The sequence below is a fragment of the Mesorhizobium monacense genome (assembly GCF_056781675.1).
In genome coordinates, this window is record NZ_CM165567.1 from 517,956 (window position 1) to 543,009 (window position 25,054).

Annotated in this window: 27 protein-coding genes; 2 read left to right on the plus strand and 25 right to left on the minus strand. The window is 64.9% G+C overall.

Annotation, left to right across the window (positions count from 1 at the left end; translation table 11 throughout):
- Position 1: 1 nt before the first annotated feature.
- From flgK to AC1RUK_RS02510, 25 genes are all read right to left on the minus strand, one after another.
- Positions 2–1,453, minus strand: coding sequence for a flagellar hook-associated protein FlgK (flgK, locus tag AC1RUK_RS02390; RefSeq protein ID WP_481836919.1), 1,452 nt, complete (start codon positions 1,451–1,453; stop codon positions 2–4).
- 30 nt (positions 1,454–1,483) lie between these two features.
- Positions 1,484–2,737 carry a flagellar hook protein FlgE gene (locus AC1RUK_RS02395; protein ID WP_481836918.1) on the minus strand — a complete coding sequence of 418 codons (1,254 nt, stop codon included), beginning with the start codon at positions 2,735–2,737 and terminating at the stop codon, positions 1,484–1,486.
- 103 nt (positions 2,738–2,840) lie between these two features.
- On the minus strand, positions 2,841–3,509 hold the full coding sequence (locus AC1RUK_RS02400; protein ID WP_436173312.1) for a response regulator transcription factor: 669 nt from the start codon (positions 3,507–3,509) through the stop codon (positions 2,841–2,843).
- 234 nt (positions 3,510–3,743) lie between these two features.
- Positions 3,744–4,334, minus strand: a complete 591-nt coding sequence (locus AC1RUK_RS02405) for a transglycosylase SLT domain-containing protein (RefSeq protein ID WP_481836917.1) — start codon at positions 4,332–4,334, stop codon at positions 3,744–3,746.
- On the minus strand, positions 4,264–5,451 hold the full coding sequence (fliK, locus tag AC1RUK_RS02410) for a flagellar hook-length control protein FliK (protein ID WP_481836916.1): 1,188 nt from the start codon (positions 5,449–5,451) through the stop codon (positions 4,264–4,266). The genes AC1RUK_RS02405 and fliK overlap by 71 nt, the downstream gene beginning before the upstream one ends.
- Positions 5,452–5,657: 206 nt before the next feature.
- Complete coding sequence (locus AC1RUK_RS02415) at positions 5,658–7,082, minus strand: chemotaxis protein MotC (protein WP_481836915.1); 1,425 nt, start codon at positions 7,080–7,082, stop codon at positions 5,658–5,660.
- The gene (locus AC1RUK_RS02420) at positions 7,079–8,458 is read right to left on the minus strand and encodes a MotB family protein (protein ID WP_481836914.1); all 1,380 of its coding nucleotides are present in this window, start codon (positions 8,456–8,458) and stop codon (positions 7,079–7,081) included. Before AC1RUK_RS02420 ends, AC1RUK_RS02415 begins: the two co-directional genes overlap by 4 nt.
- Positions 8,455–9,081 carry a hypothetical protein gene (locus AC1RUK_RS02425; protein WP_481836913.1) on the minus strand — a complete coding sequence of 209 codons (627 nt, stop codon included), beginning with the start codon at positions 9,079–9,081 and terminating at the stop codon, positions 8,455–8,457. The genes AC1RUK_RS02420 and AC1RUK_RS02425 overlap by 4 nt, the downstream gene beginning before the upstream one ends.
- A 3-nt stretch (positions 9,082–9,084) precedes the next feature.
- A complete protein-coding gene (gene fliF, locus AC1RUK_RS02430) occupies positions 9,085–10,731 on the minus strand; it encodes a flagellar basal-body MS-ring/collar protein FliF (RefSeq protein ID WP_481836912.1) in 1,647 nt (548 codons plus the stop codon).
- 155 nt (positions 10,732–10,886) lie between these two features.
- A complete protein-coding gene (locus tag AC1RUK_RS02435) occupies positions 10,887–11,771 on the minus strand; it encodes a flagellin N-terminal helical domain-containing protein (RefSeq protein WP_481836911.1) in 885 nt (294 codons plus the stop codon).
- Positions 11,772–12,019: 248 nt separating this feature from the next.
- Positions 12,020–12,904, minus strand: a complete 885-nt coding sequence (locus tag AC1RUK_RS02440) for a flagellin N-terminal helical domain-containing protein (protein ID WP_120014909.1) — start codon at positions 12,902–12,904, stop codon at positions 12,020–12,022.
- Positions 12,905–13,114: 210 nt separating this feature from the next.
- Entirely contained in the window at positions 13,115–13,846 is a 732-nt protein-coding gene (fliP, locus tag AC1RUK_RS02445) for a flagellar type III secretion system pore protein FliP (protein ID WP_481836910.1), read from the minus strand.
- On the minus strand, positions 13,843–14,343 hold the full coding sequence (locus AC1RUK_RS02450) for a flagellar basal body-associated FliL family protein (protein ID WP_481836909.1): 501 nt from the start codon (positions 14,341–14,343) through the stop codon (positions 13,843–13,845). The genes fliP and AC1RUK_RS02450 overlap by 4 nt, the downstream gene beginning before the upstream one ends.
- Positions 14,344–14,369: 26 nt before the next feature.
- On the minus strand, positions 14,370–15,074 hold the full coding sequence (flgH, locus tag AC1RUK_RS02455; RefSeq protein WP_481836908.1) for a flagellar basal body L-ring protein FlgH: 705 nt from the start codon (positions 15,072–15,074) through the stop codon (positions 14,370–14,372).
- Entirely contained in the window at positions 15,071–15,652 is a 582-nt protein-coding gene (locus AC1RUK_RS02460; RefSeq protein WP_481836907.1) for a MotE family protein, read from the minus strand. The genes flgH and AC1RUK_RS02460 overlap by 4 nt, the downstream gene beginning before the upstream one ends.
- Before the next feature lie 9 nt (positions 15,653–15,661).
- Entirely contained in the window at positions 15,662–16,903 is a 1,242-nt protein-coding gene (locus AC1RUK_RS02465) for a flagellar basal body P-ring protein FlgI (RefSeq protein WP_481836906.1), read from the minus strand.
- Positions 16,900–17,424, minus strand: coding sequence for a flagellar basal body P-ring formation chaperone FlgA (gene flgA / locus AC1RUK_RS02470; RefSeq protein ID WP_481839602.1), 525 nt, complete (start codon positions 17,422–17,424; stop codon positions 16,900–16,902). The genes AC1RUK_RS02465 and flgA overlap by 4 nt, the downstream gene beginning before the upstream one ends.
- 6 nt (positions 17,425–17,430) lie before the next feature.
- Entirely contained in the window at positions 17,431–18,219 is a 789-nt protein-coding gene (gene flgG, locus AC1RUK_RS02475) for a flagellar basal-body rod protein FlgG (protein ID WP_006204090.1), read from the minus strand.
- A gap of 9 nt (positions 18,220–18,228) precedes the next feature.
- Entirely contained in the window at positions 18,229–18,564 is a 336-nt protein-coding gene (gene fliE / locus AC1RUK_RS02480; protein WP_481836905.1) for a flagellar hook-basal body complex protein FliE, read from the minus strand.
- Entirely contained in the window at positions 18,564–18,980 is a 417-nt protein-coding gene (gene flgC / locus AC1RUK_RS02485; RefSeq protein ID WP_436173296.1) for a flagellar basal body rod protein FlgC, read from the minus strand. Before flgC ends, fliE begins: the two co-directional genes overlap by 1 nt.
- A 1-nt stretch (position 18,981) precedes the next feature.
- Positions 18,982–19,362: a flagellar basal body rod protein FlgB gene (gene flgB / locus AC1RUK_RS02490; RefSeq protein WP_481836904.1), complete on the minus strand. Its 381-nt coding sequence runs from the start codon at positions 19,360–19,362 to the stop codon at positions 18,982–18,984.
- 90 nt (positions 19,363–19,452) lie between these two features.
- Positions 19,453–20,121: a hypothetical protein gene (locus AC1RUK_RS02495; protein ID WP_481836903.1), complete on the minus strand. Its 669-nt coding sequence runs from the start codon at positions 20,119–20,121 to the stop codon at positions 19,453–19,455.
- Positions 20,102–21,523: a flagellar protein export ATPase FliI gene (gene fliI / locus AC1RUK_RS02500; protein WP_481836902.1), complete on the minus strand. Its 1,422-nt coding sequence runs from the start codon at positions 21,521–21,523 to the stop codon at positions 20,102–20,104. Before fliI ends, AC1RUK_RS02495 begins: the two co-directional genes overlap by 20 nt.
- A gap of 4 nt (positions 21,524–21,527) precedes the next feature.
- Positions 21,528–22,250, minus strand: coding sequence for a flagellar basal-body rod protein FlgF (gene flgF / locus AC1RUK_RS02505; protein ID WP_481836901.1), 723 nt, complete (start codon positions 22,248–22,250; stop codon positions 21,528–21,530).
- A 7-nt stretch (positions 22,251–22,257) separates the two neighbouring features.
- Positions 22,258–23,034 carry a DUF1217 domain-containing protein gene (locus tag AC1RUK_RS02510; protein ID WP_436173291.1) on the minus strand — a complete coding sequence of 259 codons (777 nt, stop codon included), beginning with the start codon at positions 23,032–23,034 and terminating at the stop codon, positions 22,258–22,260.
- 176 nt (positions 23,035–23,210) lie between these two features.
- Between AC1RUK_RS02510 and motA the strand changes: the two genes are divergently transcribed.
- Entirely contained in the window at positions 23,211–24,086 is an 876-nt protein-coding gene (gene motA, locus AC1RUK_RS02515; RefSeq protein WP_436173290.1) for a flagellar motor stator protein MotA, read from the plus strand.
- A 31-nt stretch (positions 24,087–24,117) separates the two neighbouring features.
- On the plus strand, positions 24,118–25,053 hold the full coding sequence (locus tag AC1RUK_RS02520; RefSeq protein ID WP_481836900.1) for a FliM/FliN family flagellar motor switch protein: 936 nt from the start codon (positions 24,118–24,120) through the stop codon (positions 25,051–25,053).
- The last annotated feature ends 1 nt before the right edge of the window (position 25,054 follow it).

Genomic DNA, 25,054 nt, shown 5'->3' on the forward strand with positions numbered 1-25,054 from the left:
ATTATCCCACGGCATCAAGCAGGGCTGACAGCATGTCGTCGACAGTCTTCATCATGCGCGCCGAGGCCTGATAGGTGTGTTCGAGATCGAGCAGCAGCGACATTTCCTGGTCGACATTGACGCCGGTGTCGTTGGACAGCGCCTCGGCCGTGCGTGTGGCCAGTGCTTCCTTGGCGTCGGCGGTCGTCGAGGCCTGCTGGCGCACGCTTTCGAACCAGCCGACGGCGTTGGCGGCATAGTCGGAGACGCTGGATGTCGTCGTGATGCCGGCGGTGGCATCGAAGGCCATCGGCTGGTCGAGCCTGTCGCCATAGGCGATCAAAAGGTCGGAATAGGATGAGCCGCTGGTGTTGAGGATATAGGCCGCGCCGTTGGCGCCGCCGTCGCGCAGCAGCGCCGGGTCGCCGCCGGCGCTCGGATCTATCGCCGTGTTGACGCTGATCGAGCCGGCAAGGCCATTGACCAGCGTGCCGGCCGCCGGCACGGCGGGCGCGCCGGACCAGGTGAACAGGCCGGCCGCATCGGATTGCGACGGCGCGGTTTCGGTAAAGGCGGTGATGAGACCGCGCGCGGTCTCGTCGAGCTGGCTCTGCATGGTTGCGGCGACGCTGTCGCGCAGCGTGATCAGGCCGGCTAGCTTGCCGACGGCGCTGGTGTTGTCGCCGGTGCCGGCGGAGATCGGCACGTTGTCGATATAGATGGTGTTGCCAGGGGTGCCGGCGGTGTAGCCGGCCGATGGCGTGAAGCTCACCGAGCGCGGCACGGTCTCGAACAGCGTCGTGCCGTCGGTGGTGGTGATGACCATGTCGTTGTCGCCGCGCGTAAAGGTCGAGACGGGGACATATTCGGCAATCTTCTTCAGCAGCGCGTCGCGCTGGTCGAGCGCGTCGGACACGTCGGTGCCCGAACGGGTTCCGGAGATGACGGCCTTGTTGGCATCCTGGAACTGCCTGAGCAGCGAGTTGAGGTCATCGACGGCGGTGGCGATCTGGCTGTCGGTCTGGGTGCGGAAATCCTGGATCGCCGTGGTGCCGTCGTTCAGCGAGCGCACGACGTCCTTGGCTGCGTCGATGACGCTGGCGCCAAGATTCTGATTGGACGGCGTCGTCGCGTAGAGCTGCAGCGCATTCTGCAGATTGGCGATCGCGGTCGAAGGCGAGGACGCGTTGTCGACGCCGTTTACGGCGAGATCCAGCTGGTCCATGCCGCTGTAAAGCGCGCTCTGGCCGCTCCATGCCGAGAGCGCGCTGAGGTTCTGGCGAAACAGAAGGTCGTTGGCCGCCCGCTGGACCTCCACGGAACGGGCGCCGGGCGCCGTGCTGGTGATGACCGCGGTGCGGCGGGCGTAGTCCGAATTGGAGGCATCGGCGACGTTACGGGAGACGATGCTGGTCTGTTTCGACGTGGCCAGAAGCGACGACTGGGCGATGCTCAATGCGGAAGACAGCGACATGCGGCTCTTTCACGGGCGGGCGCCCGTCGTTTATCTCTTCAGGTTGACAAGGACGTCCATCAGGTCGGAGCCCGTCTGGAAGACTTTCGAATTGGCGGTGTAGCTGCGCTGCGCCGCGATCATGTTGGTCAGTTCCTCGGCGATATCGACGTTGGAATTCTCGAGTGCGCCGGAGACGATCGAGCCCAGCTTGCCTTCATTGGCGAAGCCGATGCGCACGGCGCCGGAGTCCGAACCCTGCGAATAGACATTGCCCGGCAATGCGGTGAGGCGATCGGGGCTTGTTACGTCGGCCAGCGGGATCTTGTAGAGCGGCTTGGTGGAGCCGTCCTCATATTGCGCGTAGATGACGCCATCCGAGCCGATATCGATCTTCTCGATGGTGCTCGGGGCGTTGCCGTTGACCGTCGCTTCGGAGACGGTGTAGCCGGTGCCGAGCTGGGTGAGCTTGGCCAGATCGAGGTTCATAGACGCGCCGTTCGGCACGGTGAACGAGACGCTGTCGACGGCGCCGGTGAGCCTGCCGGTGGTGGTGTCGAAGGTCAGGTTGGCCGAGCCCAGCGCGCCACCTGTATAGGGGAACGAGGTGCCGGCGGTGGCCTGGGACTGATCGAAGACCGAGACCTCCCACGTGCCGGTTCCGGTGTTGGTGAAATAGACGTCGAGCAGCACCTTGTTGCCGAGATTGTCGTAGGCCACCAGCGACGATTTCGAGGTGTATTCGGCCGTCGGGCTGTTGGTGGAGGGCAGGGCGCCGGAGGGCGGGGTGGAGTTCGCCGGCAGATTGCCGGTAAAGGTGCCCTCGGTGCTGGGCGTCGCTGTCATCTCCTGGTCGGAGATCTGCACCGGCACGAGGCCCTCGAAACCGTTGGCGGTGGCGGCCGGCACGCCGTTGGCGTAGCTGTAGGCCATCAGTTGGTAGCCGGCGGCATTGACCAGCTTGCCCTCGGCATCCGGAACGAAGGCGCCAGCGCGGGTGAGGAAGGGCGTTCCGCTCGGATCCTGAACGACAAAGAAGCCATCGCCATTGACGGCCAGATCCGACACCGAGGTGGTGTACTGGAGCACGCCCTGGGCGCTGATCGAGGACCGGATCGTGGTGGTGACGCCGCCCGAATTGTAGGCGCCGCCCGTGCTCGGCATCACCAGCGTCGAGAATTCGGCGGAGGAGCGCTTGTAGCCGGTGGTGTCTGAATTGGCGATGTTGTCGGCCACAGTGGACAGGCGGTTTGCCTGCGCGTTCATACCGGAAACGCCGGTCCGCATCATTCCGTAGAGGCTCATCGAAACGTCTCCTCAATCCCCGTTAAAGGGGAGCCCATGACAGTGGCTGCGAGCCTATGTGTTGTGTCTTGCGCGAGGCTGGCGCGGGCCGAGTGCGCAGGCATCAGAACACCAGCCGGTAGCCGAGGAAGCGCTTGGAATCGATCGGGTCGTGGCCGAGCTTTTCGCGCAGCTTCTTGCGCAGCTTGCTGATGTGGCTTTCCACTACGTTCTCCTCGACCTCCTCGTCGAAGATGCCGTAGATGGCGTTGAAGACCTGGGTCTTGGTGACGCGCCGTCCGCGATTGCTGGCCAAATATTCGAGGATGCGGCGCTCGCGGCGCGGCAAGGGCAGTGGTTGGCCGTTGATCTCGGGATCGCGGCCGTCCATGAAGATGCGCATCGAGCCGACCTCGGCATAGGGCGCGTCTTCCTGCGCGCGGCGGCGGATGGCGGTGATGCGCGCCAGGATCTCGCGGATGTGAACCGGCTTGCGGATGACGTCGTCGACGCCGCTCTCGAACAGACGCAGCGTGTTTTCCAGCGAGTGCTGCTCGCTCAGCGCAATGACAGGTGCGCCGGTGCGGTCGCGGATCTGGCGTGGAGAAATCGCACCTTCCCGACAGTCGCCGATGAGGAAGGCTCTGACCGAGCGCAAATCGGTATCGGCGGCAGAGCTGACCCACTCGCCGAACTCGCCCGGCGCGAAGCCGGCACTGGCGACGCCTTCGCGATCGAAAAGTGAGTTATAGCCTTCAGTTACGAGCTCACGCTCGTCAACGATCACGATCATCGGCCCGCCCTCCGAATCAGCTCATTTGCCCCGTGGAAAAAGGCGTATCCGGTGGCGGGAATCCTGAACAACCGTCATTTCTTGTAGCTATTTTCTTGGGAGTTTTTTTGGGACGCGTAAATAAGCGCGGTCGCATGGGTGCATCGACGACGTATCGGCAGCCCGCCTCTTGCGGGGACGCGGCCGCTTCCGGCGGGTCCGAGAAGGCCGGCGAGGCTGCTGCATGATCGGCAACTATGGGTTGCAAAAGCCGCGAGCGTTGGGCGTCCATTTGCCGAAGCCGGAAGCGACCATGTTGGCAATGACACGGCAGACATAGATCTTCTGCGCGGGATCGTTGTCGGGCCCGGCATGGTAGCGGGCGACGGCCACCGACCAGGTCACGTGACGGGCGTGGAGACTGGCCAGGAAACGTGCCGCGTAGTCGACATTCTGGCGCGGGTCGAGCATGTCACCGACGCTGCGGAAATGCGAGGCGTGATAGTGGTGGTTGATCTGCATGCAGCCGAGATCGATCAGCGTCTTGCCTTCGCGGCGGGCATTCTCGAACGTTGCCAGGGCCTCGGCCCGGCTCCTGGGGAAGACGGTTTTTCCTTCTATGTTCAAAGCGTTAGGCTGGAGGCTGCCCTTGTTGCCGGTTTCGGTCAGGCCGACGGCATAGAGGATGCCAGCCGGCACGCCATAGCGATCGGCGGCGCGCAGGATCTCCGGCTCGCAAGGGTTGCCGGCCGCGTTCGCGGCGCCGGCGGCGACGCTAGATAAACATACCGTCGCCAGTGCGCTCGCGAGCAGGCGAAACAGCACGGCCGATTTCCTGTGCGTCATTTGGGTAGTTCCTTCCCGGCTGCTGACCACCGGAACCGGCATTGCCGCCGCTCGGGTCGCCGGACTGAAACGAGGGCTGTTCACGTCCCGTCGACATCGGCAGGGAACTGCTTGCATCGGCACGGGGGGCTGTGGGGACTGCCATCGAAGGTTGTAGGACCGCGACCTTGTCGACGTCGAAACCAAGCCCACGCAACGACTTGACGATGACCTCGCTGTCGGTGGTGAGACGGCGGTATGCCTCGTGGGTTTCGGGCTTCAATTCGATCGAAAGCTGCTCGCCGGCAAGCCGCAGGCTGGCGGTGACCATGCCAAGCTCTGCCGGGTGAAGCTCGATCTTCAGAATATGTGTCGGAACGGCAACAGCGCTGGCCATCTGCGAGCTCGCGGAGGCCGTCGAAAATGCCTGTCGCAACCAACCGTCGGAAGCGATCGCGTCGATCAGGGACGATGTCGTCTGGTTCATCGGGTTTTGCGCCGGCGCCGGGAAGCTCTGCTCGGCCACGACGTCGATGCGTACGGTGGAGGAAGCCTGTTTTCCCTGTTCGGAAGGCATTGCCGATCTGATGGCTTCAAGGCTCTTCGACCCAGGCGCGGACCGCTTTGCCGGCGATGTCGGCACGTCTGTCGCCGTCTGATCCTTCGGCGGAATCGTTGTGTCGTCATCTGGACGTAACGGCCCCTTGAGGACGGCACCGACGACGTCCGGCTGCCGCAGCTGTCCTGGAAGGCTCACGCCATTCGCGGTGCGTTCGGGGCTTGAGACGGCGCCGGCATCGCGCGCATCAAGACCGGACGTCGAGCGAGATTTCTTCAAGGGGGAAAGCGGTTGCTGCACGGATGGTGGCTGGCTGTCGAGTGTCGGCTCGGTTGTCTCCCCGTCGGGCGTGGCCGCGCTTCCTTCCGCCTTGGCCGCCGCCGAGAATTGCCGGATGTCATGCAGGGCCATCAGCAATGGCAGGCGGTCCTGAAGCGGTGCCACATTCGCGCCTTGCGCGGCCGGTACCGCGTCGTCGGCTGCCTTGCCCGGATCGGTGTCGGCATCCTCCTTCGGGATCCTGCCGGCGGGCTGTTTCGACGAAGCGGTCCTGGCTGACGGCTCATGGTCGGGCTGCACCTTGCCCAGGCCAGCCGGCGCATTCTTGGTCCATCGTGCGCCCTGCGCCCGGGTCTCGGTCGGCTGGCTTTCCGGTCCGGCCGGCTTCTCTGCGCCGCGCACCATGTCGTCGAAGCTTGATATCTCGCTGCTGCCGTTCGTCACCGCCGCCTTGGATGGCGCGCGCGTGGAAACAAGTCCCGGAAGGGCCTGGCCGAGGCGGGTGGTCATTTCGGAGCGGCTCCAAGCATCTGGTCGATCAGGTCGAGTTGATGGCGCGTGTTGATCATCGCCGCGTCGGTGGGATCGTGCGGATCGAGGCCGGCAGCCGGCGCCGACGCCGGTTGCGGCATTGGGGCATCGGTGGACGCGGACTCCGGGGATGGTGCTTCGGCAGGTGCCAGGCTCTCCGCCGCCGGGGAGGCAGGAGCCGCTGCCGACGCTTCCAACGGCTTTGCGGCAGGGGCGGATGCTTCCAACGCCGGTTGTTCGGACATCACGCCTTCGACCGGCGGCAGGCCAGCCTCGTCGGATTTGACCGCGGCGGCGATCTCGGTCTCGGGTCTTGGCACTGCTGCGGCAGGGCGGGGTTCTTCGGCGGGCAGAGCGGCGGGCGGCGCGACCACTTCGCGGGCGATGGCTTGCGCGGCATCGAGCAGGTCGCGGTCGCCTTGCGAAAGCTTGCTGCGATCGATCTTGCCCAGCTTGGCGCGCACGTCGTCGATTGTGCCCGACGTCACGGTGGACAGGCTGGAGTAGAGCTGGGCGCGCGGATCGTTTTCGTTGTCGTTGCCGCTGCGGCCCTGCTCGGCCCTGGCCGCGGCAAAGGTGGAGAGATCCGTCAGTCCGTCGATCGCCGCCCGGCGGGCGATGCGCAGATAGATCACCTTCTCGCGTTCGGGATCCATCATCGAAGTGATGTCGGCGAGCTTGTCCTGGCTGATCGCCATGTGCAGAGTGATGATGCCCGAAACGAAAGCATCCGCGAACTGGCTGGCATAGGGCGAATAGAGATAGCTCGCAACATACTGGGTGGAAGCAAGCGCGAAGCGCGCACCGTCGCCCTGCGCCGCGGCGATGCCGACGGAGCGGCGAAGTGCGGCTTCCTCGACCAGCGTGCCGGGGCTGAGCAGGCGGGCGTCGTCGAGCAGAGCGAGTGCCGCGGCCGGCTCCTCGGTGGCGAGCAGCGAGCCCTTGACCAGTGCAACGAAAGCGCCGAGGTCGCTCGGCAGCGTCATCGGATCGATCGGCTTCAGCGCCTCGATCGCCTTGGCCGGCCGGCCGTTCAGATAGTCGATGATACCCTTGGCGATGGCGTGGCTTTGCGGATCCGTTTCGGCGCGCGATGAGGCTGCCTCGACGGTAACCGGGTTGCCACCGCTCATGCCGTAGACGAGCAAGGCGCGGAAATTCTTCGGCTCCTTGAAATCCTCGGCATCCGCGGCGCGCAGCCGCGCGTCGACCATTTCCAGAAGCTTGGCCTGCATCGGCATCGCCGCATGGTCGCCGGCGGCAATGCGGTCCTGCACGAGTTGCAGCGAGCGCACCAACTGATAGGGCTGCAAGGCCTCCTCGGCGAAGCCGGTCGAGGGCGGCCCTGCGGTCAGCAGCAGCAGGCCGATGGCACGGCCGATGATGGTCGCACCTCTCATCCGCCGCTCGTCATCAGGATCTCGATGCGGCGGTTCGCGGCCGCCATCGGATCGGCGGGATCTTTCGGCTGACGGTCGGCAAAGCCGGCGACCTCGGTGATGCGACGCTCGTCGACGCCGCCGCGCACCAGCATGTAATAGGCGGAATGGGCACGCGCGGTGGACAGCCGCCAATTGTCGTAGGTGTCGCTGCGGAACGGCCGCGCGTCGGTATGGCCGTTGATGCTGATCGTGCCCTTCTGGCCGTTGACGATGCGGCCGATCTTCTCCATCGCCAACACCAGTTCGCGCCTCGGCATGGCCGAGCCGATCTCGAACATACCGAAATCGAGCTGGTCGGTGATCGAGATCGCGACACCCTTGTCGGTTGCTTCGACCGAGACGCCGTCATGCAGCTTGTCGCCCGGCTTGAAGGCCTCGGCCAGCTGCTGCCTGACCTCGGCCGCGGCCTTGACGGTGGCGGCGCTCGGCGCCTTTTCGCCGGCATCGGGTTTTGCGGCCTCCTCGGCCTTGACGGTTTCGACCTTTGCCGCGGCTTCGGTCTTCGGGGCCGGCTCGGCCTTCGCCACGGCTTCCGGCTTTGTCGCTTCGGTCTTTGCCGGCGACGCCGGCTTCGGCTCCGTTTTGGACGGCGCGGATTTTGCCAATGGCTCGAGAGGTGCTGCCGTCACAGGCGGCGCCGGCGGCACGGCCTTGACCTTCGGCACCTGACTTTCGGCGACCTTGTCGCCGACCTTCACCGGATCGCCTTCGATCCTGGTGCGTTCGGCACTCGCCTCGGCGCCGGGCGCGGCCACGTGCTGCGACCAGAAGTCCGGCGCGAACGGATCGCGGTAGGATTCACCGCCGGAGGCACCGGTCGCCGGGCCGGCATTCTGCATCCCGCCATCGCCCTTCTCGCTGACGTTCTGCATCACGCCGGTGTCGGCGGCGATCTCCGACAGGACCGCGTAGGGGTCGGCAAACATCTGTTCGTCGGAGCGGTCCGATGCCTGCGCGGATTCCTTGGTCTGCCTTTTATCCGAAGATCCGGCGGCGCCCTGGCCGTCCTCGCCCGCCTTGCTGGCCCCGTCCTGCGGGTTGTCGGCCGTCAGCCCGACCTTGCTCGGGCCATCGCCGACATCTTCCAGTCCCTTGCGGCTGGAATTGCGGTCGATCAGCTCGACTGGATTGAAGTAGCTGGCGACGGCCGCCTTGGTCTGCTCATTGGCGGCGTTGATCAGCCACATGACGAGGAAGAAGCACATCATGGCGGTCATGAAATCGGCAAACGCGATCTTCCAGACGCCGCCATGATGGCCGTCGTCGTGGTCGTCGTGATTGCGCTTGACGATGATGATCTCGTGCCTGGCTTCCCCGGCGTCGACAGCGCTCATGACAGGATCTCGGACAGGGAAGCCGACCATTCGGCGATGCGCGTCTCGAGGACCGTTTCATCGATGGCAACGGTCAGGTCGAAACCGTGGCTCTCGACAAAGTCGAGTTGCGCAGCACGCGGGCCGAGAGAGGTCTTCAGCGTTTCGAACAGCGAAAGCGGGCCGCGCACGGCGATGCGCACCGCCTCGGAGTCGGCGATGGCCTCGCCGATGGTGCGGGCAAGAGCCTCGATCGATCGCTTCTGCAACTCGTCGGTGACGATGCCGCCGACGATGCGGCCGACCGTGGCGCCGACAAGCCCGGTCAAGCGTGCCTCCATCGCCTCGATGCGCGCGGTGACGGCGGCGCCGAGATCGCCGCCGAAGCTGTCGAGAAAGGCTTTCGCTTCCTCGGCATTGGCTTGGCGCTCGGCGTCGAGCGCGGCCTGGTGGTCGACGGCAAGGCGCGCTTCCAATGCTGTTTCGGCCTCGGCGACGGCTTCGGCGATCAGCGTGCCGATATCGGCCTGCGGCGTGGGCGCTTCCGGCTTGCGCTCGGCTTCGCTCGCGGGCTGTGGCTGGCCGGCGCGCTGGGTCCGCGTGCCGAAATCCGGCAGAAGGTCGAAGAGGGCGACTGAGGCCATGGTCTATCCCGCGACTTCCTGGGCGGCCCATTTGCGCAGGATATGCGCGGTGCGCTCCTCATTGATGTCGACCATGCGGGCAAGACGGTCCTGCGGCGCGGGCCTGATCTTCTGGCGAAGGTCGTCAAGCGGAGTGGAGCCGGGACGGGCGCCCGGCAGAGCGATTGGAGCGGCCGCCGTTTCGAGAGCGGCGGGCTCGGGCGTCGGCAGCGAGCGCTGGACATCGTCGAAGCTCGGTCCGGCGAGGGCAGGCGTTGCCTTTGCCGTCAGCGCCGTGGCCATCGGCCTCAGACCGAAGAAGGCCACCAGGAACACGACGACGATGAAGGCGCCGGCGTTGATGAGGGTGCCGGCATGCGTTCCGATCGATGCCAGCATGCCGGGCTGTTCGATCGGCTCGCCGTCCAGCCCGTCGATGAACTCGACCGCCGAGACGTCGATGACGTCGCCGCGCTTGTCGTCGAAGCCGGTGGCCGATGCCACCATCTTCTGGATGTCGGCAACGCGCTTGGCGATCTGTTCGGGCGTTGCGTCCTTGCCGAGGATGGTCGCCAGCCGCTGCTGGTTGACGACGACGGCGATCGACATCTTGGTGACCGAATAGCCGTTGGAGACGGTGGCGATCTTCTTCGAATTGATCTCGTAGTTGGTGATCTCCTCCTTGCGGTCGTTCTGGGAGGAGGATTGCGGACCCTCGGTGCTGGTTGTCTGGGTTTCCGGCAGGTTCTGTTCGACGCTGGTCGGGGCCGAGGCCTGCTTCTGGTTGTTGTTCTCGTTGGCTCGGACGGACTGCACGGAACGCTCGACGCGCGACTCCGGATCGAAGATCGTCTCTTCGGTCTGGCGGGTGTCGGTGTTGACGTCGGCTTTGACGCTGGCGCGGAAATTGTCGGGACCAAGATAGGGGGTGAGCGCGCGGCGGATGTTGTCGCCGATCTGCGCCTCGACCGTCTGCTCGACGCCCAGCGTGCGGGCGGCGCTGGTGTTGGAGGGGTCGTCGCCGGCGGCCAGAAGGTTGCCGTTGGAATCGAGCACCGTTACCTTGTCGGCCGAGAGACCGGGAACGGCGGCGGCGACGAGATGGCGTATCGACATGGCGCTCTTTTCGGCGTCGATACCGGAATAGCGGATGACCACCGAGGCGGAGGGCTGCTGCTCGTCGCGGCGGAAATTGGCGCGCTCGGACATGACGATGTGGACGCGTGCCGCCTTGATGCCAGCAATCGACTGGATGGTGCGCGCGATCTCGCCTTCCAGCGCCCGCACCCGGGTGATCTGCTGCATGAAGGATGTCAGGCCGAGCGAGCCGACATTGTCGAACAGCTCGTAACCGGCATTGGCGCTCGTCGGCAGACCCTTCTCGGCGAGCAGCATACGCGCCTGCGCGGTGGTGCCGGCCGGCACCAGCACGGTGGTGCCGTCGGGGCCGACATCGAAGCCGATGCCGGCTTCGCCCAGCACCATGCCGATCTGGTTCACGTCGGAGCGCTCAAGCCCGACATAGAGCGTCTCGTAGGCCGGCCGGTTGAGATAGACCGAGGCGACGCCGATGACGGCCATGACAACTGCTGCGATGCCAGCCAGCATGGCAAGGCGCCTGACGCCGAATCCCTGGAGATTCGAGATGATGCTCTGGATCTGTTCCGGCACGATTCAGGCGCTCCCAGCATGGATGTCCGTGGGAACACTAGACCGCGAAGCTTGTGCGAAGATGATAGGCGGAAACGAAAAGGCCGCGTCCGAAGCGCGGCCTTTCAATCCGAAGAGAAAAGCTTGTCAATCCGAATGGAAAAACTTGCTTGGGCCTAGCTCTTGAACAGCGACAGGATCGACTGCGAATTGCCGTTGGCGATCGACAGCGCCTGGATACCGAGCTGCTGCTGGACCTGGAGAGCCTGCAGGCGGGTCGATTCCTTGTTCATGTCGGCATCGACGAGCGCGCCGACGCCCTTGTCGATCGAGTCGCTCAGGTTCGACAGGAAGCTCTTCTGGGTGTCGATGCGTGACTTGGCGGCGCCGAGATAGGCAGCACCGGTCGACAGGCTGGCAAGCGCGGTTTCAACGTTGCCGAGTGCGGTGTCGATGGCAGTGTCGGCGACCACGGCGGCGCTCGGATCGAAGAAGGTCGTGGCAAGCAGACCGCCGACGATGCCACCCGTGCCGGCCACGTCGAGAACCTGCGTGTCGGCAGCCGTGACATCGATCGTGTCGATGGTGACGGTCGCGCCGGAGCGGTTGTAGGAAGCGACGATCTTCAGGTCCGATGCGGCCAAGCCGTCATTCTGCAGAAGGTTCGAGCCGGCATAGCTGGCATTGGTGACCGACGACTTGATCTGCGCCTGGATGGCCTTGATTTCGGTCGCGATCTTCTGCTGGTTGTCCTGGCTGGCGCCACGGGCGGTGACGAGCTTGGCCTTGATCAGGTCGACCTGGTCCTTGATGTCATTGATGGCGGTGTAGGCGGTGTCGACCTTGCCGGCGCCGAGGCCGAGCGAGTCCTGAACAGCCGAAAGCGCCTTGTTGTCGGATTTCATCGAGGTGGCGATCGACCAGTAGGCGGCGTTGTCGCTGGCGGTGGCGACGCGGTAGCCGGTCGAAATGCGGGCCTGCGTCGTTTCAAGCTGCTTGTTGGTGGCGTTGAGACTCTGAAGCGCGGTCAGCGCCGCAGCGTTGGTCATGATGCTTGCCAAGATACACCTCTTCTCAAAGCAGGCATGCCTCGCGCATGCCGGTCAACCTGTTCGGCGGGAGCGTCATGCCTGTCGACCAACTGGTGGTCTGCCCGTCCTAAGTGAATGGTTAACCTTGAGTATCGTGATATCGTTAATGGCGCGTTAAAACCATGCTTTGACAACGGAAAACGGTAGCATCTTCACAACGAAAATCGGGCCGCGCTGATGGCGCGGCCCGATGCAGATGACTGGAGTCTGGTAAGCGATCAGCCGCGGAACAGCGACAGGATCGACTGCGAATTGCCGTTGGCGATCGACAGCGCTTGGATACCGAGCTGCTGCTGGACCTGGAGGGCCTGCAGGCGGGTCGATTCCTTGTTCATGTCGGCATCGACCAGAGCGCCGACGCCCTTGTCGATCGAGTCGCTGAGGTTTGACAGGAAGCTCTTCTGGGTGTCGATACGCGACTTGGCGGCGCCGAGCGAGGCAGCGCCGGTGGACAGTGCGCTGAGCGCCGTTTCAACGTTGCCGAGTGCGGTGTCGATGGCGGTGTCGGCGACTGCAGCTGCGCTCGGATCGAAGAAGGTCGTGGCCAGCAACCCACCGACGATGCCGCCCGTGCCGGCCACGTCGAGAACCTGCGTGTCGGCAGCCGCGACATCGATCGTGTCGATGGTGACGGTCGCGCCGGTGCGGTTGTAAGAAGCGACGATCTTCAGGTCCGATGTGGCGGCGCCGTCGGTCTGCAGAAGGTTCGAGCCGGCAAAGTTGGCGTTGGTGACCGACGACTTGATCTGCGCCTGGATGGCATTGATTTCGGTCGCGATCTTCTGCTGGTCTTCCTGGCTGGCGCCACGGGCGGTGACGAGCTTGGACTTGATCAGGTCGACCTGGTCCTTGATGTCATTGATGGCGGTGTAGGCGGTGTCGACCTTGCCGGCGCCGAGGCCGAGCGAGTCCTGAACAGCCGAAAGCGCCTTGTTGTCGGATTTCATCGAGGTGGCGATCGACCAGTAGGCGGCGTTGTCGCTGGCGGTGGCGACGCGGTAGCCGGTCGAAATGCGGGCCTGCGTCATTTCAAGCTGCTTGTTGGTGGAGTTCAGGCTCTGCAGCGCGGTCAGCGCCGAGGCGTTGGTCATGATACTGGACATGGCTACTCGTACCTTGTTTTTACACGTGTTTTTTTGACATACCGGCTTGTCCGGTATGACGGTGCGGCATCATGCCAATGATCGTTATTTGAGATCACCCGCCATCTGGGGGGACTATGCTGGCAAGTCCCTACCAAAGCGCTAAATCGGACGGTTAACCGAAAATATATTGCGGGAAATTCTTGCAGGCGCCGCGTTTGGGCGGGCCGGTCAGCTGAAAGATCGCACCAGGCTGCCGACAAGCAGGTTCCAGCCGTCGATCAAAACGAAGAACAGAATCTTGAACGGCAGCGACACCACGGTCGGCGGCAGCATCATCATGCCCATGGCCATGGTGATGGTGGCGACGATCAGGTCGATGACAAGGAACGGCAGCACGATCAGGAAGCCGATCTCGAAGCCGCGGCGGATCTCCGAGATCATGAAGGCCGGCACCAGGATGCGCAGGTCGACGGTCTCCTTTGCAACGACCTGGCCGCGCTCGCGGGCGAGGTCGGCGAAGAGGTCGAAATCCTTGTCGCGCACATTGCGCAGCATGAAGGTGCGGAACGGATCCGAAATCTTCCCGAACGCCTCGGTCTGGCTGATCTGGTTGTCCATCAGCGGCTTGACGCCGGTGTTCCAGGCCTGGTCGAAGGTCGGCGCCATGACATAGAAGGTCATGAACAGCGACAGCGAGATAAGGATCAGATTGGCCGGCGTCGATTGCAGGCCGATGCCGGCGCGCAGGATCGAGAAGGCGATGACGAAGCGGGTGAAGCTCGTCACCATGATCAGCAGGCCCGGCGCCACCGACAGCACGGTGAGCAGGCCGAACATCTGAATGATGTAGCCGACGGTGGTGCCGTCAGCCTTGCCGATGCCGCCGAGATCCAGCTGCTGGGCTCCGGCGACGGATGTGGCGACGAACAACAGCGCCGCGGCGACGAGGAATTTTCTCATTCGAGCAGCAATGTCCTGATCAGAACCTGTTTGGCATGACCGCCGCTGCGGATGGCGGCGCGCTCCTCGAGGTCGGCTTTCAGATGCTGATAACCGCTGGCGCCCTCGATCTGATGCAGCTTCATCGTGCGCATCAGGGCCAGCAGATCCTGGTGGATCTCTTCGGTCATCGCCGGCGGCTGCGGCGCGTCATAGACCACCGATGCCTCGAGCCTTATCCAGATCTCTGACGGCGCGGCGAGGTTGGTGGTGATCGGTGGAAGCGCGACAAGCGCTGGTCCGGCGGCCGCTGCCTCACCCTCGGCGCCAGCAGGCTTGCCGGTGCCGCCCTCGTTTTCCGGGGCCGCCGGCACCGGCACTGGCCCTCCAGCGGCTTTCAGATAGCCGCCGGACATCCAGCCCATGCCGATGGCGGCGCCCGTCATCGCCAGAAGCATGGCGAGCTGGATAACAAGGGAAGGTCCCTTTTTGGGCTCGACCTGTTCTACATTCGCCATGGCTTGGTTTCCCCTATCGGCCCGTCCTAGAAAGGCAGGACTTGATCGAGGATCTGCTGGCCGTAAGCCGGCTGCTGGACCTCGCTGACGCGGCCGCGGCCGCCATAGGAGATGCGCGCCTCGGCGATGCGTTCGTAGGGGATAGTGTTCTCGGCGCCGATGTCGGACGGCCGCACCATGCCGGCGATGGTCAGCACCCTGAGCTCGTAGTTGACACGCACTTCCTGCGAGCCCCTGATCATCAGATTGCCGTTGGGCAGGACTTCGGTGACGACGGCGGCGACGTTCAGCTCGAGGTTTTCCGAACGCTTGATTTCGCCGTCCGCGTTGGTTTCGGTGCTGGAGCTCAGGCCGGCATCGCCCTTGCCGCTTGTGCTGTTGCCTTCCCATCCGAGCGTGACGTCATAGCCAAGCTTGCGCGCGGCGGTGCGGCTCCTGTCGTTCTGGTTCTTGAAGTTTGCTTTGTCGTTGAGCTTGATGTTGACGGTCAGGATGTCGCCCTCGCGCAGCGCGCGCGGATCGGTGAACAGCCTGCTCTGGCGATCGTCCCACAGCGAGAATTTCTTCACTGGCGCCGGCGGTGCTTCAGGATAGCTGTAGGGGGCGTTGACGCTGCCTGTGATGCCGGAGCCGACCGGTGACAGCGCCGGTTCCCTGCCGAGCTCCTTGAGGTCAGTGCCGCAGCCGGACAGCACGGCGACGCCGAGCAGGATGAGCGTTCTGCGGATCATGACGGATCTACCCTTCGCGCGGCGCTGGCCATGATGCCGGTGAGCGCTGCCGCCGCCTTCTGGTCCATTTCGTTGAGGATGACGCCGGCCTTGCGCGAATCGAGTTTCATCAGGATGGCGGCGGCGAGGTCGACATTGACCATCGCCAGGCGTTCGGCCGCGGCGTCGGGCTTCATGCCGGCATAGATCTTGACGACGCCGTCCTCGGCGCGCGCCAGGAACACCTCGCGCCGCTTCAGCCATTGCTCGTATTCGGCGCGTTTTTCCTCCAGCGCCTTCATGCGCTGGTCGATGCCGGCCTGCAGCTCTTTAAGCTCCTGCGCCTGCAGCGCATAGCGGCGGTCGCGCGCGGCGTCGGCGATGTTGGAGCAGAAGCGCTGGATCTCGCTTTCGTCCGGCGCCTTCTCCTTGGCCAGTTGCTGCGGCGCTACCGGCGCTTGCCCGCCGGGCAGCACCTGGCGCACGGTCTCCTCGGTGCGGGCCGGGCCGCCGGCGAAAAGCACAGCCACGAGAGCGCAGACGGTCAGCGCCGGCGCGGCGGTGCGAGGGTTCGGTTTCGCGGAGAAAGGATCGGTCATCGGCATGGCCTATTGGAGAACCAGGTCGGCCTGCAGGGCGCCGGCCGACTTGATGCCTTGCAGGATGGCAATGATGCCGTCGGGCTTGACGCCGAGACGGTTGAGGCCGGAAACGAGTGTTTCGAGGTTGGGCCCGTCGAGCACGGCGACGCGCGCGTCGGGCCTGGTGGCCTCGATGGCGGTGAAGGGCTCGACCGCGGTCTCGCCCTTGGAGAACGGCTCGGGCTGAACGACCCTTGGCGCCTCGGTGATGCGCACTGTGAGCGTGCCGTGGCTGATGGCGACCCGCGAGATCTTGACGTCGTTGCCGATGACGATGGTGCCGGTGCGCTCGTCGATGACGACACGGGCCGGTGTGTCCGATTCGACGACGAGATTTTCGATCTCGGCGTAGAAGCGCGCCGCCGAAACGTTCTTCGGCCTCCTGATCTGCACGGTGCGGGCGTCGCGTTCGGCGGCCACGCGCAGGCCGAAACGCTGGGCGGTGTAGTCGTTGATCGCGTCGGCGATGCGAATGGCGGTCGAGAAATCGGGATTACGCAGCTGCAGGGTGAGCACCGCCTGGTCGTCGAACTCGGCCTGCACCGAACGCTCGACGATGGCGCCGTTCGGCACCCGTCCGGCGGTAGGCACGCCTTGCGTCAGCTGCTCGGCCTGGCCCTGGGCGGTGAAGCCCGAAACGATGACGGATCCCTGTCCGACAGCATAAATCTCGCCGTCCGCGGCCTTCAGCGGCGTCATGATCAGCGTGCCGCCGGCCAGCGATGTGGCATCGCCCATCGAGGAGACGTCGATGTCGATCCGGGCCCCCGACTGGACGAAGGCCGGCATGTTGGCGGTGACGATGACAGCGGCGACGTTCTTGGCGCGGGCGCTGCCGCCCTCGGTGGCGATGCCGAGGTTTTCCAGCATGGCGCGGATCGACTGTTCGGTGAAAGGCGAATTGCGCAGGCTGTCGCCCGACCCAGCAAGGCCGATGACCAGGCCGTAGCCGACAAGCTGGTTGTCACGCGCGCTCTGCAGTTGGGCGATGTCCTTGATGCGCGACGCTACCTGACCCGGTGGCAGCGAGCTCGGCCCGTTCGACACTCGGAACATGCGGCTGGTGGTGGCCGGGTCGTATTCCGGATCGTTGAAGGCGCCGCCGTTCCTGGCGGCGAGTTCGCGCTTGGCCTTGGGGGTCAGCCCGTCGGCCAGTGCCGGCTGCAGGCCGAGAGCGGCCGCCAGCAGCAAGGCAAGTCCGCGCGTCATGTGGCGCTGACCCTGATGGTCCCGTCGGCCATCACCGTGCCGGAGATGATCTTGCCGCTGTCGACGTTGCGGACCTTGACGAGGTCGCCGGCAGCACCTGGCTGCAGAGTGACGCCCGAAGCTGAGATGGTCAGCCCGCCGGCGGTGAAATAGATCTGCACCGCAGCGCCCTGCTCGACCAACCAGGCGTCGCGGATGGCGGCGGTGGGAATGTAGCGGCCGGGCAGCAGCGTGCGCTTGGCGACCTTGCCCTGGAGTTCCTCGGCCCGCGTGGCGACGGCATCGGGCTTGTGCTTGCCCGGCAGCAGCGTCACCTGCTTCAGGGCGCCGACCTCGACCGTCTCGCCCGGATAGATGACCCGGTTGGGGATCAGCACCACTTCGCTGACGGTCTGATTGCTGGCGATCTGATTGGCCGACTGGTTGGCCGTCTCCTGGGCAACAGCCGGCACGCCGCCGGCCACCAACGCCAGGATCAGCGCGGTGCGGCGGAATGCGGAGCGGGAGGTCGGCGAGGCCATCATCCGTTACCTGATGTTCTTGGACACCACCGAGGCCATGTCGTCGGCGGCCTGGATGACCTTGGAGTTCATCTCATAGGCGCGCTGCGCCGAGATCAGTTCGGTGATTTCCTTGACCGGGTCGACATTGGACGCCTCGAGATAGCCTTGCTCGACCGTGGCGAAGCCCGGGTCGCCGGGCACGCCGACGTTGGCCGGGCCCGAAGCCGCCGTCTCCTGGAACAGATTGTCGCCGAGCGGCGCGAGACCCGCTTCATTGGCGAAGTTGGCGAGCTGCAGCTGGCCGAGAAGCTGGAGATCGGTCTGGCCATCGATGCGGGCGAAGACCTGGCCCGTCTTGTTGACGATGACCTCGACCGCGTCGGCAGGCACGGTGATGGCGGGGACGACATTGGCGCCGTCGACGGTCACCAGTTGGCCGGTGGCGTTGGTGTTGAAGGCGCCGGCGCGGCTGTAGAGCGTGCCGCCGTCGGCGCCCTCGATCTGGAACCAGCCCCTGCCGGTCAGCGCCATGTCGAAGCTGTTGCCGGTGCTGGTCAGCTCACCCTGGGTGTGGACGTTGCGCACAGCCGTCGTCTTGACGCCGAGACCGATCGAGACGCCTTCCGGTACCAGCGAGGTGTTGGCGCGGTTGGGCACGCCCTGCGTGCGGTCGACCTGATAGAGCAGGTCGGAGAATTCGGCCCGCGCGCGCTTGTAGCCGGTGGTGTTGATGTTGGCGATGTTGTTGGCGATGACTTCCAGATTGGTCTGCTGGGCGTTCATGCCGGTGGCGGCGATGGCGAGTGCTTTCATGATGCGGTCCTAAATGCCCATACGGCTGACTTCGAGGTAGGCCGAGACGACCTTGTCGCGGATCGCGACCGCCGTCTGCAGAGCCTGCTGGGCGCTCATGACGGCGTCGACGACCTGGCGCGTATCGGCGTCGCCGCTGAGCGCCTTGATCGATACCTGCTCGGCATTCTGCAGGGTGTTGACGGTCTTCGATGCAGCCTGGCTCAGCGCCTCGGCAAAGGACGTGCCGACATTCTCCGCGGCCTGCGGCGCCACGATGCCCTGGAACAGCCCCGTCGCCCCTTTGGCGCCTTCGGTCACCGGTTTGAGCTGAACTGCGCCGATGTTGCCGATGCCGCTGATCATTACTGGTTCCTCATCAGGTCGATGGTCATGGAAATCAGGTCGCGCGCCTGCTTGATGACCTGAAGATTGGCCTCATAGGAGCGGTTGGCTTCGCTCATGTCGGCCATTTCGATCAGCACGTTGACGTTGGGCATCTTGACGTAGCCCTTGTCGTCGGCGGCTTCGTTGCCGGGCTGGAATTCGATGGGAAAGTCAGAGGGATCGCGGGCGATCGAGTTGACCTCGACGAGCGAACCGCCGGATGAGCGGTCGAGCTCGGAGGCAAAGCTGATGGTCTTGCGGCGATAGGGATCGGCGCCCGGCGTCGTGCCCGTCGACTGGGCGTTGGCGAGGTTTTCCGAGACCACGCGCAGGCGCTCGGACTGGGCACCGAGGCCGGATGCGGCGACTTTGAGGGCTGCGGTCAGCGCGTCCATGTCAGCTCTTCACCGCCATCATCATCATGGAATGGAAGGCCTTGACGATCGCGGTGTTCAGTTCGAAGGAGCGACGGACCTCACCGGCCTTCATCAGCTCGTCTTCCAGCACCACCGTGTTCTTGGACGGCATGATCGACCCGGTGGTTTCCTCCGGCTTGATGGTGAAGCCGGCATTGGTCGCCTCGGTGCCGAGGTGCCCGGCCTGGGTGGCCTGCAGCGATACCGCGGTGCGGTGGAGGACTTTTTCGAAGGGCTCGACATCGCCTGCGGTGTAGCCCGGCGTGTTGGCGTTGGCGATGTTGGAGGCAATGGCGGACTGGCGCACGGCCAGCCACTGCGACTGCTTGGTGGCAAGATCGAAAAGGTTGACGGGCTCCATGGGAATCTCCGGGCGGGTACGCACAAGACTAGGCCGCCAGTCTTGCGCGGACCTTGCGCTGAGCAGTGCTTCAGCGCTGCCTTGCCGCGGCTATTTGGAGAGTTCGATCACCTGGTCGGTGCTGGTGACCATGACCCATTTGCCGCCGCGCTGCTCGATCGACGCGACGCGGCTGGAATCCGGCAGCATCGAGCCGCGCTGGACGATCCACAGGCCGGCATCGTCCTCGATCATGGCGCGACCGTTGGCGACGTGCACCATGCGGAATTTCGCCGCGTCGGCCGGGAAGGGCTGCCGGTCGAGACCCGGCGCCTGGTCGGGATCCTCGGGCCGATCAGGCAATGTGCCGGTGGCGAACAGGTCGACATCGGGGGGGACATCCTTGGCCGTCAGCGGCGCACCTCGATTTTCCAGCTGCGAGCCGCCGCTCACACGGCCCACATTGGCGCCGCTGCCACCGAACTTGATCGCCTGCACGCCGAACTGTTCCTGGTTGAAGAAGATGTACCAGGGAAACAGCGCGCAGATCAGGCCGAGCGTGATGCCAAGGGCTGCGACGACGAAATCGCTGCGCCGGTTGGGCTTCTTTCCCAGTCTTGGAAATTCCACCCTTGGTGGCTGTGGCCATTCGGTGCGCGGAAACAGCCCGTCGATGAGCGAGTCGCGGCTGGTTTCCACCGCCTCGGCGGCCTTCGCCTCGGCGATCATTTCGCGCAGGATGCGCTCGGTCTGCTGGAGCTCAGTCTCCGGTGTCGCCATTCTGCTTCCCCTTCAGATGGCGGGCGAGGTCGGCGAACGGATCCGCCGACGCGCGGTCCCTCGGCGATTGCGTCAGCGCCTCGTAGATCAGCGGCACCTGGCGCACGGCGATGTCGAGTTCGGCATCGGCGCCACCCTGATAGGCGCCGAGCAGACGGATGTCGCGCGTGTCCTCGAAGCGCGAGATCATCGACTTCAGCCGGGTCACCAGCATGCGCTGCTCGGGGCTCCATGCCTTGTCGGCCAGGCGCGAGATCGACGACAGCGGATTGACCGGCGGATAGCGGCCCTGCTCGGCGATCGCGCGGTCGAGCACGACATGGCCGTCGAGGATGCCGCGCACCGAATCGGCGACCGGGTCGTTGTGGTCGTCGCCGTCGACCAGCACCGAAATGATGGCGGTGATCGACCCCTTACCTTTGACCCCTGGGCCCTCGGCGCCGGGCCCTGCCCGCTCGAGCAATTTGGGCAGATCGGTGAAAACCGAGGCCGGGTAGCCGCGCGCGACCGGCGGCTCGCCGGTCCCCGTCGCCACCTCGCGCAACGCATGGGCGAAGCGGGTGATCGAATCCAACACCAGAAGCACGCGGTGGCCCTGGTCGCGAAAATGCTCGGCGACGCGCATGGCGGTGTCGGGCGCCCGCCGGCGCATCATCGCGCTCTCGTCGCTGGTGGCGACGACGGCCACGGTCTTGGCCATGCTTTCGGCGCCGATCGTGTCCTCGAGGAATTCGCGAACCTCACGGCCGCGTTCGCCGATGAGCGCCACGACGACCGAATCGAAGGCATTGGCGCCGGCGAGCATGGCCAGCAGCGTCGACTTGCCGACGCCCGAACCGGCAAAGACGCCGAGGCGCTGGCCGAAGCAGAGCGGGGTGAAGATGTCGATGACCCGCACGCCGGTCATGAAAGCGGTGCCGACGCGCTGCCTGGCCATGGCGCCCGGTGTCGTCGTGCCTTCACCCACGGCGATGCCCGATCTCACCAGCGGTGGACCGCCGTCGATGACGCGGGTCAGCGCGTCGATGGCACGTCCGCGCCACGAGGCGTGCGGCGTCACCGTCAGCGGGCCGCGCCGGAACACGGCGTCGCCGATGCCGGCATCGGCGCTGCGTTCGAAAGGCGCCACGACGACCTCGTCGCGACCGATCTTGACGATCTCGCCACGGCGCGTGCCGGCATGGCCGCGCTGCTCGACGATGTCGCCCAGCCTGGCGATGCCCGACAGGCCGCGCACCTTGTAGTGGGTCGGCGAGATTTCGGCGACGCGGCCGCCGCGTCGCAACAACGCATCCGGGTCATCGAACCGGCGCCAGATATGCTCCAGCGCCGCCAGCCGGTCCTGCGGCGCGGCGTCGGGCTGCTTTTCGAGGGCGCGTATCGAGGGAAGGCCGGTCGACATGCCGCTACTTGGAGCCGAGCGTCTTGATCGCGTCGTCGGTGGTCGCATCGGCCTGGCGTATCAGCGCCGCGGTGTTCTCGAAGGCGCGCTGGACCATGATCAGTCGGGTCATTTCCAGCACCGGATTGACGTTGGATTCCTCGAGGAACCCTTGCGCGACACCAACATCGGATCGGTCTGTGACCGGCTCCGGCGTGCGCGCCGGAACGATGCCCGAATTGCCGTAGCGGACAAAGTTCTGTCCGGGGTCGAAATCGTAGAGACCGATGGCGCCGACGAGCTGATCGCCCTGGCGCAGCGAGCCGTCGGCACCGGCCTTGGGTGGGCCATTGCGCGGGTCGAGCTGGATCGGCGCGCCACCGCTGTCGAGCACCGGATGGCCCTCGATCGACATCAGTTGGCCGGCATCGTTCATCGAGAAGCGGCCGTCGCGCGTCATCACCGTGCCGACGGGCGTCTCGATGGCGAACCAGGCGTCGCCCTGGATGGCAAAGTCAAAAGGGTTGCCGGTCTCAGTCATCGAGCCGTGCGCATTGGAAAGATAGGTGTTGCCGGAAGAGGCGAAAGAGACGGACTTCGGCCCAGTGCCGGAGACGACGTCCTCGAATTTCACGCCGGTGGCGCGAAAGCCGATCGTCGAGGCGTTGGCGACGTTGTCGGCGATGGTGTCGAGGCGGCGCTCGAGCGCGATCTGCGACGATAGGGCTACATAGAGGCTGTCCTGCATGGTGTTCTCAGAACCTCAGTTTCTGCATGGCCATCATCAGATCGGTCGATATGCCGACCGTGGTCGGCTGGGCAAAGAGCACGCTGACCGATGTCTGCGCCGTCGAGGTCGGGTTGTTGATCTCCCACATGCTGGTGAAGCGGGTGAGGAACTTGCTCAGTTTTTCGGGATCGGTGAAATCTGCGATGTCGAGCTTCTGCTCGAACGCCTGCGCCTGTTTGTCGATGTCGGCGGAGGCGAAGGAATCGGGCAGGCCAAGCGCTGTGCGGACCACGCTGGCGAGCGCGGTATCGGCAAGCACGTCGTACCAGTTGGTGATGCTGGACGCCTTGCGGTCGAAGTACAGTGCCAGCCGCACGCCTTCATTGGTCTCGCCGGCATTTTCCTCCAGCGTCTGGCGCATGTATTTGTCGACCGTGCCCTGCTGGGCGGCGGGGAACAGCGTGGCGGTCTCGCCATAGGCGACGAAATTGAACGCCTTGACGAATTCGGCGTAGCGCTTGTCGGTCAGCTTGTTGGCGAAGCTGTCCTCGTCCGAGACGCCTCCCTCCAGCGCCTTGACCATGAAGGCCTTGGCGTAGGCCATGTCGCCCAGGCCGTATGCCTTCATGGCATAGGTGAACAGGCGGGTATCCTTGACGAAATCGTCGATGGTTTTGACGTTGGCGATGTTGGCCAGATAATAGTCGGTGTCGCGCTTCACGACAGGCTGTGCCTCGACCTGGTCGAGTGACTTGGTGATGTCCTTGGTGATGAGCTGGTAGCTCGTATAAGTGTTCAACACGCTGCGCCTCCGGCCGAAGCTATGTCAGGACAATAGCCTCACTTCCTTGCGCGAAGCTGAATCGGTGTCGGGACAGGTCTCGCGACACTCGTACTTCGCAACATTAGGGATTCAAGCCTCACACAAGGCACGGGGATTATCCGTTGATCCTGAAGCGACATGCGGAAGGATCTTGCGTGGGCATTCTGATTGGACTGGTGGTGACGCTCGGCTGCGTTCTCGGCGGCTTCATGGCCATGGGCGGCCATCTTCACGTGCTGATGCAGCCATGGGAAGCGGTGATCATCGGCGGTGCGGCACTTGGCACCTTCCTCGTGGCCAACCCGATGAAGACCGTCAAGGATACCGGCAAAGGCATTATCGAAGCCTTCAAGCAGGCGGTGCCGAAGGAGCGGGACTATCTCGAAACGCTCGGCGTACTGCACAGCCTGATGCGCGAGCTACGGTCCAAGTCACGCAGCGAGGTCGAGGCGCATATCGACAATCCGGAGGAATCCGCGATCTTCCAGGCATTCCCGACGGTGCTGCACAACCATGACCTGACGCATTTCATTTGCGACTACTGCCGCATCATCATCATCGGCAATGCGCGCTCGCATGAGATCGAGGCGCTGATGGACGAGGAGATCCATACCATCAAGGCCGACAAGATGAAGGCCTATCATGCCCTGGTGGCGGTGGGTGACGGCCTGCCTGCGCTTGGCATCGTGGCCGCCGTGCTCGGCGTGGTCAAGGCGATGGGCGCGCTCGACCAGTCGCCGGAAATCCTCGGCGGCCTGATCGGCGCGGCGCTTGTCGGAACCTTCCTCGGCATCTTCCTGTCCTATGCCCTGGTCGGGCCGGTCGCCACCAAGATCAAGACCGTGCGCGAGAAGCGGAACCGGCTCTACATCATCGTCAAGCAGACCTTGCTGGCCTATATGAACGGCGCCCTGCCGCAGGTCGCGATCGAGTTCGGACGCAAGACCATCTCGTCCTACGAGCGGCCGACGATCGACGCCGTCGAGCAGAGCACGATGAACACCGGCACGGCCGAGAAGAAAGCGGCCTGAGCATGCGCAGCGACAGAGGCCGTTCGCCGTCATGACCAGTCCAGGCAGTCCGTCCGAGACCCGTTCCCTGATCATCGAGCGTCTGGTCGGCGACAGCGGCGAGGCCGCCCAAGTCATCGGCGCCGGGCGCGGGATGGCCGAGCGCGCCGTGCCGCTGCTGCAGAAAAGCCTTACCGGCGAGCTAGGCGCTCAAGTCGCCGTCGACCTGCGCGCGGTCGAGGTAAGCCGCGTTGCCGATGCGCGCGCGTATGCCGGCGATACATTCGCCATGACCATCGTTACCTCGCCGACGTCCTCCGACGCCATGACGCTGGTGATCGACGCGCCTGCCATCGCGGTGATGGTCTGCGCGCTGTTCGGGGGTGATCCGGACCAGCCGGTTTCGCCGATCGAGCGTGAGTTGTCGCAGATCGAGACCGATGTGGCGACGACGGTGTTCCAGGAAGTGGCGCAGGCCTTGAACGGATCGGGCAAGCGCTCGCTCGACCTGCGGCTGCCGGTACAGCGCGCAATGTCCGGGCTGGAAGCCAAGCGGCGCGTGCTGCGCGACGGAGCGGCGGTTCGCATGGTCTTCGGCATCTCGACGCCGACCGATAGCGGCACGATCACGGTGATGATCCCGCAACGCATCCTGCTTGGGACCCGTGGCGGTGCGGCCGGTGCCAATGACGACCAGACGACGGGGTCCGACTGGCGGGCGCGTTTCTCGGAAGAGGTGATGCGCTCGACAGTGACGCTGGAAGCGACCATGCCGCTCGCGCGGCTGACGCTTGGCGACCTCGCCGGCTTCGAGGTGGGGCAGATCATCGAATTCGAGGAGACCGCGCAATCGCAGGCGCGGCTCAGCGCGCGCGACAAGACGCTGTTCGTTTGCGAGTTCGGCAAGCTCGGCCAGAATTACACCGTCCGCGTCCGCCATCCCTACGATGCCGGGCAGGACTTCATCGATGAGCTGATGCCGGGCTGAC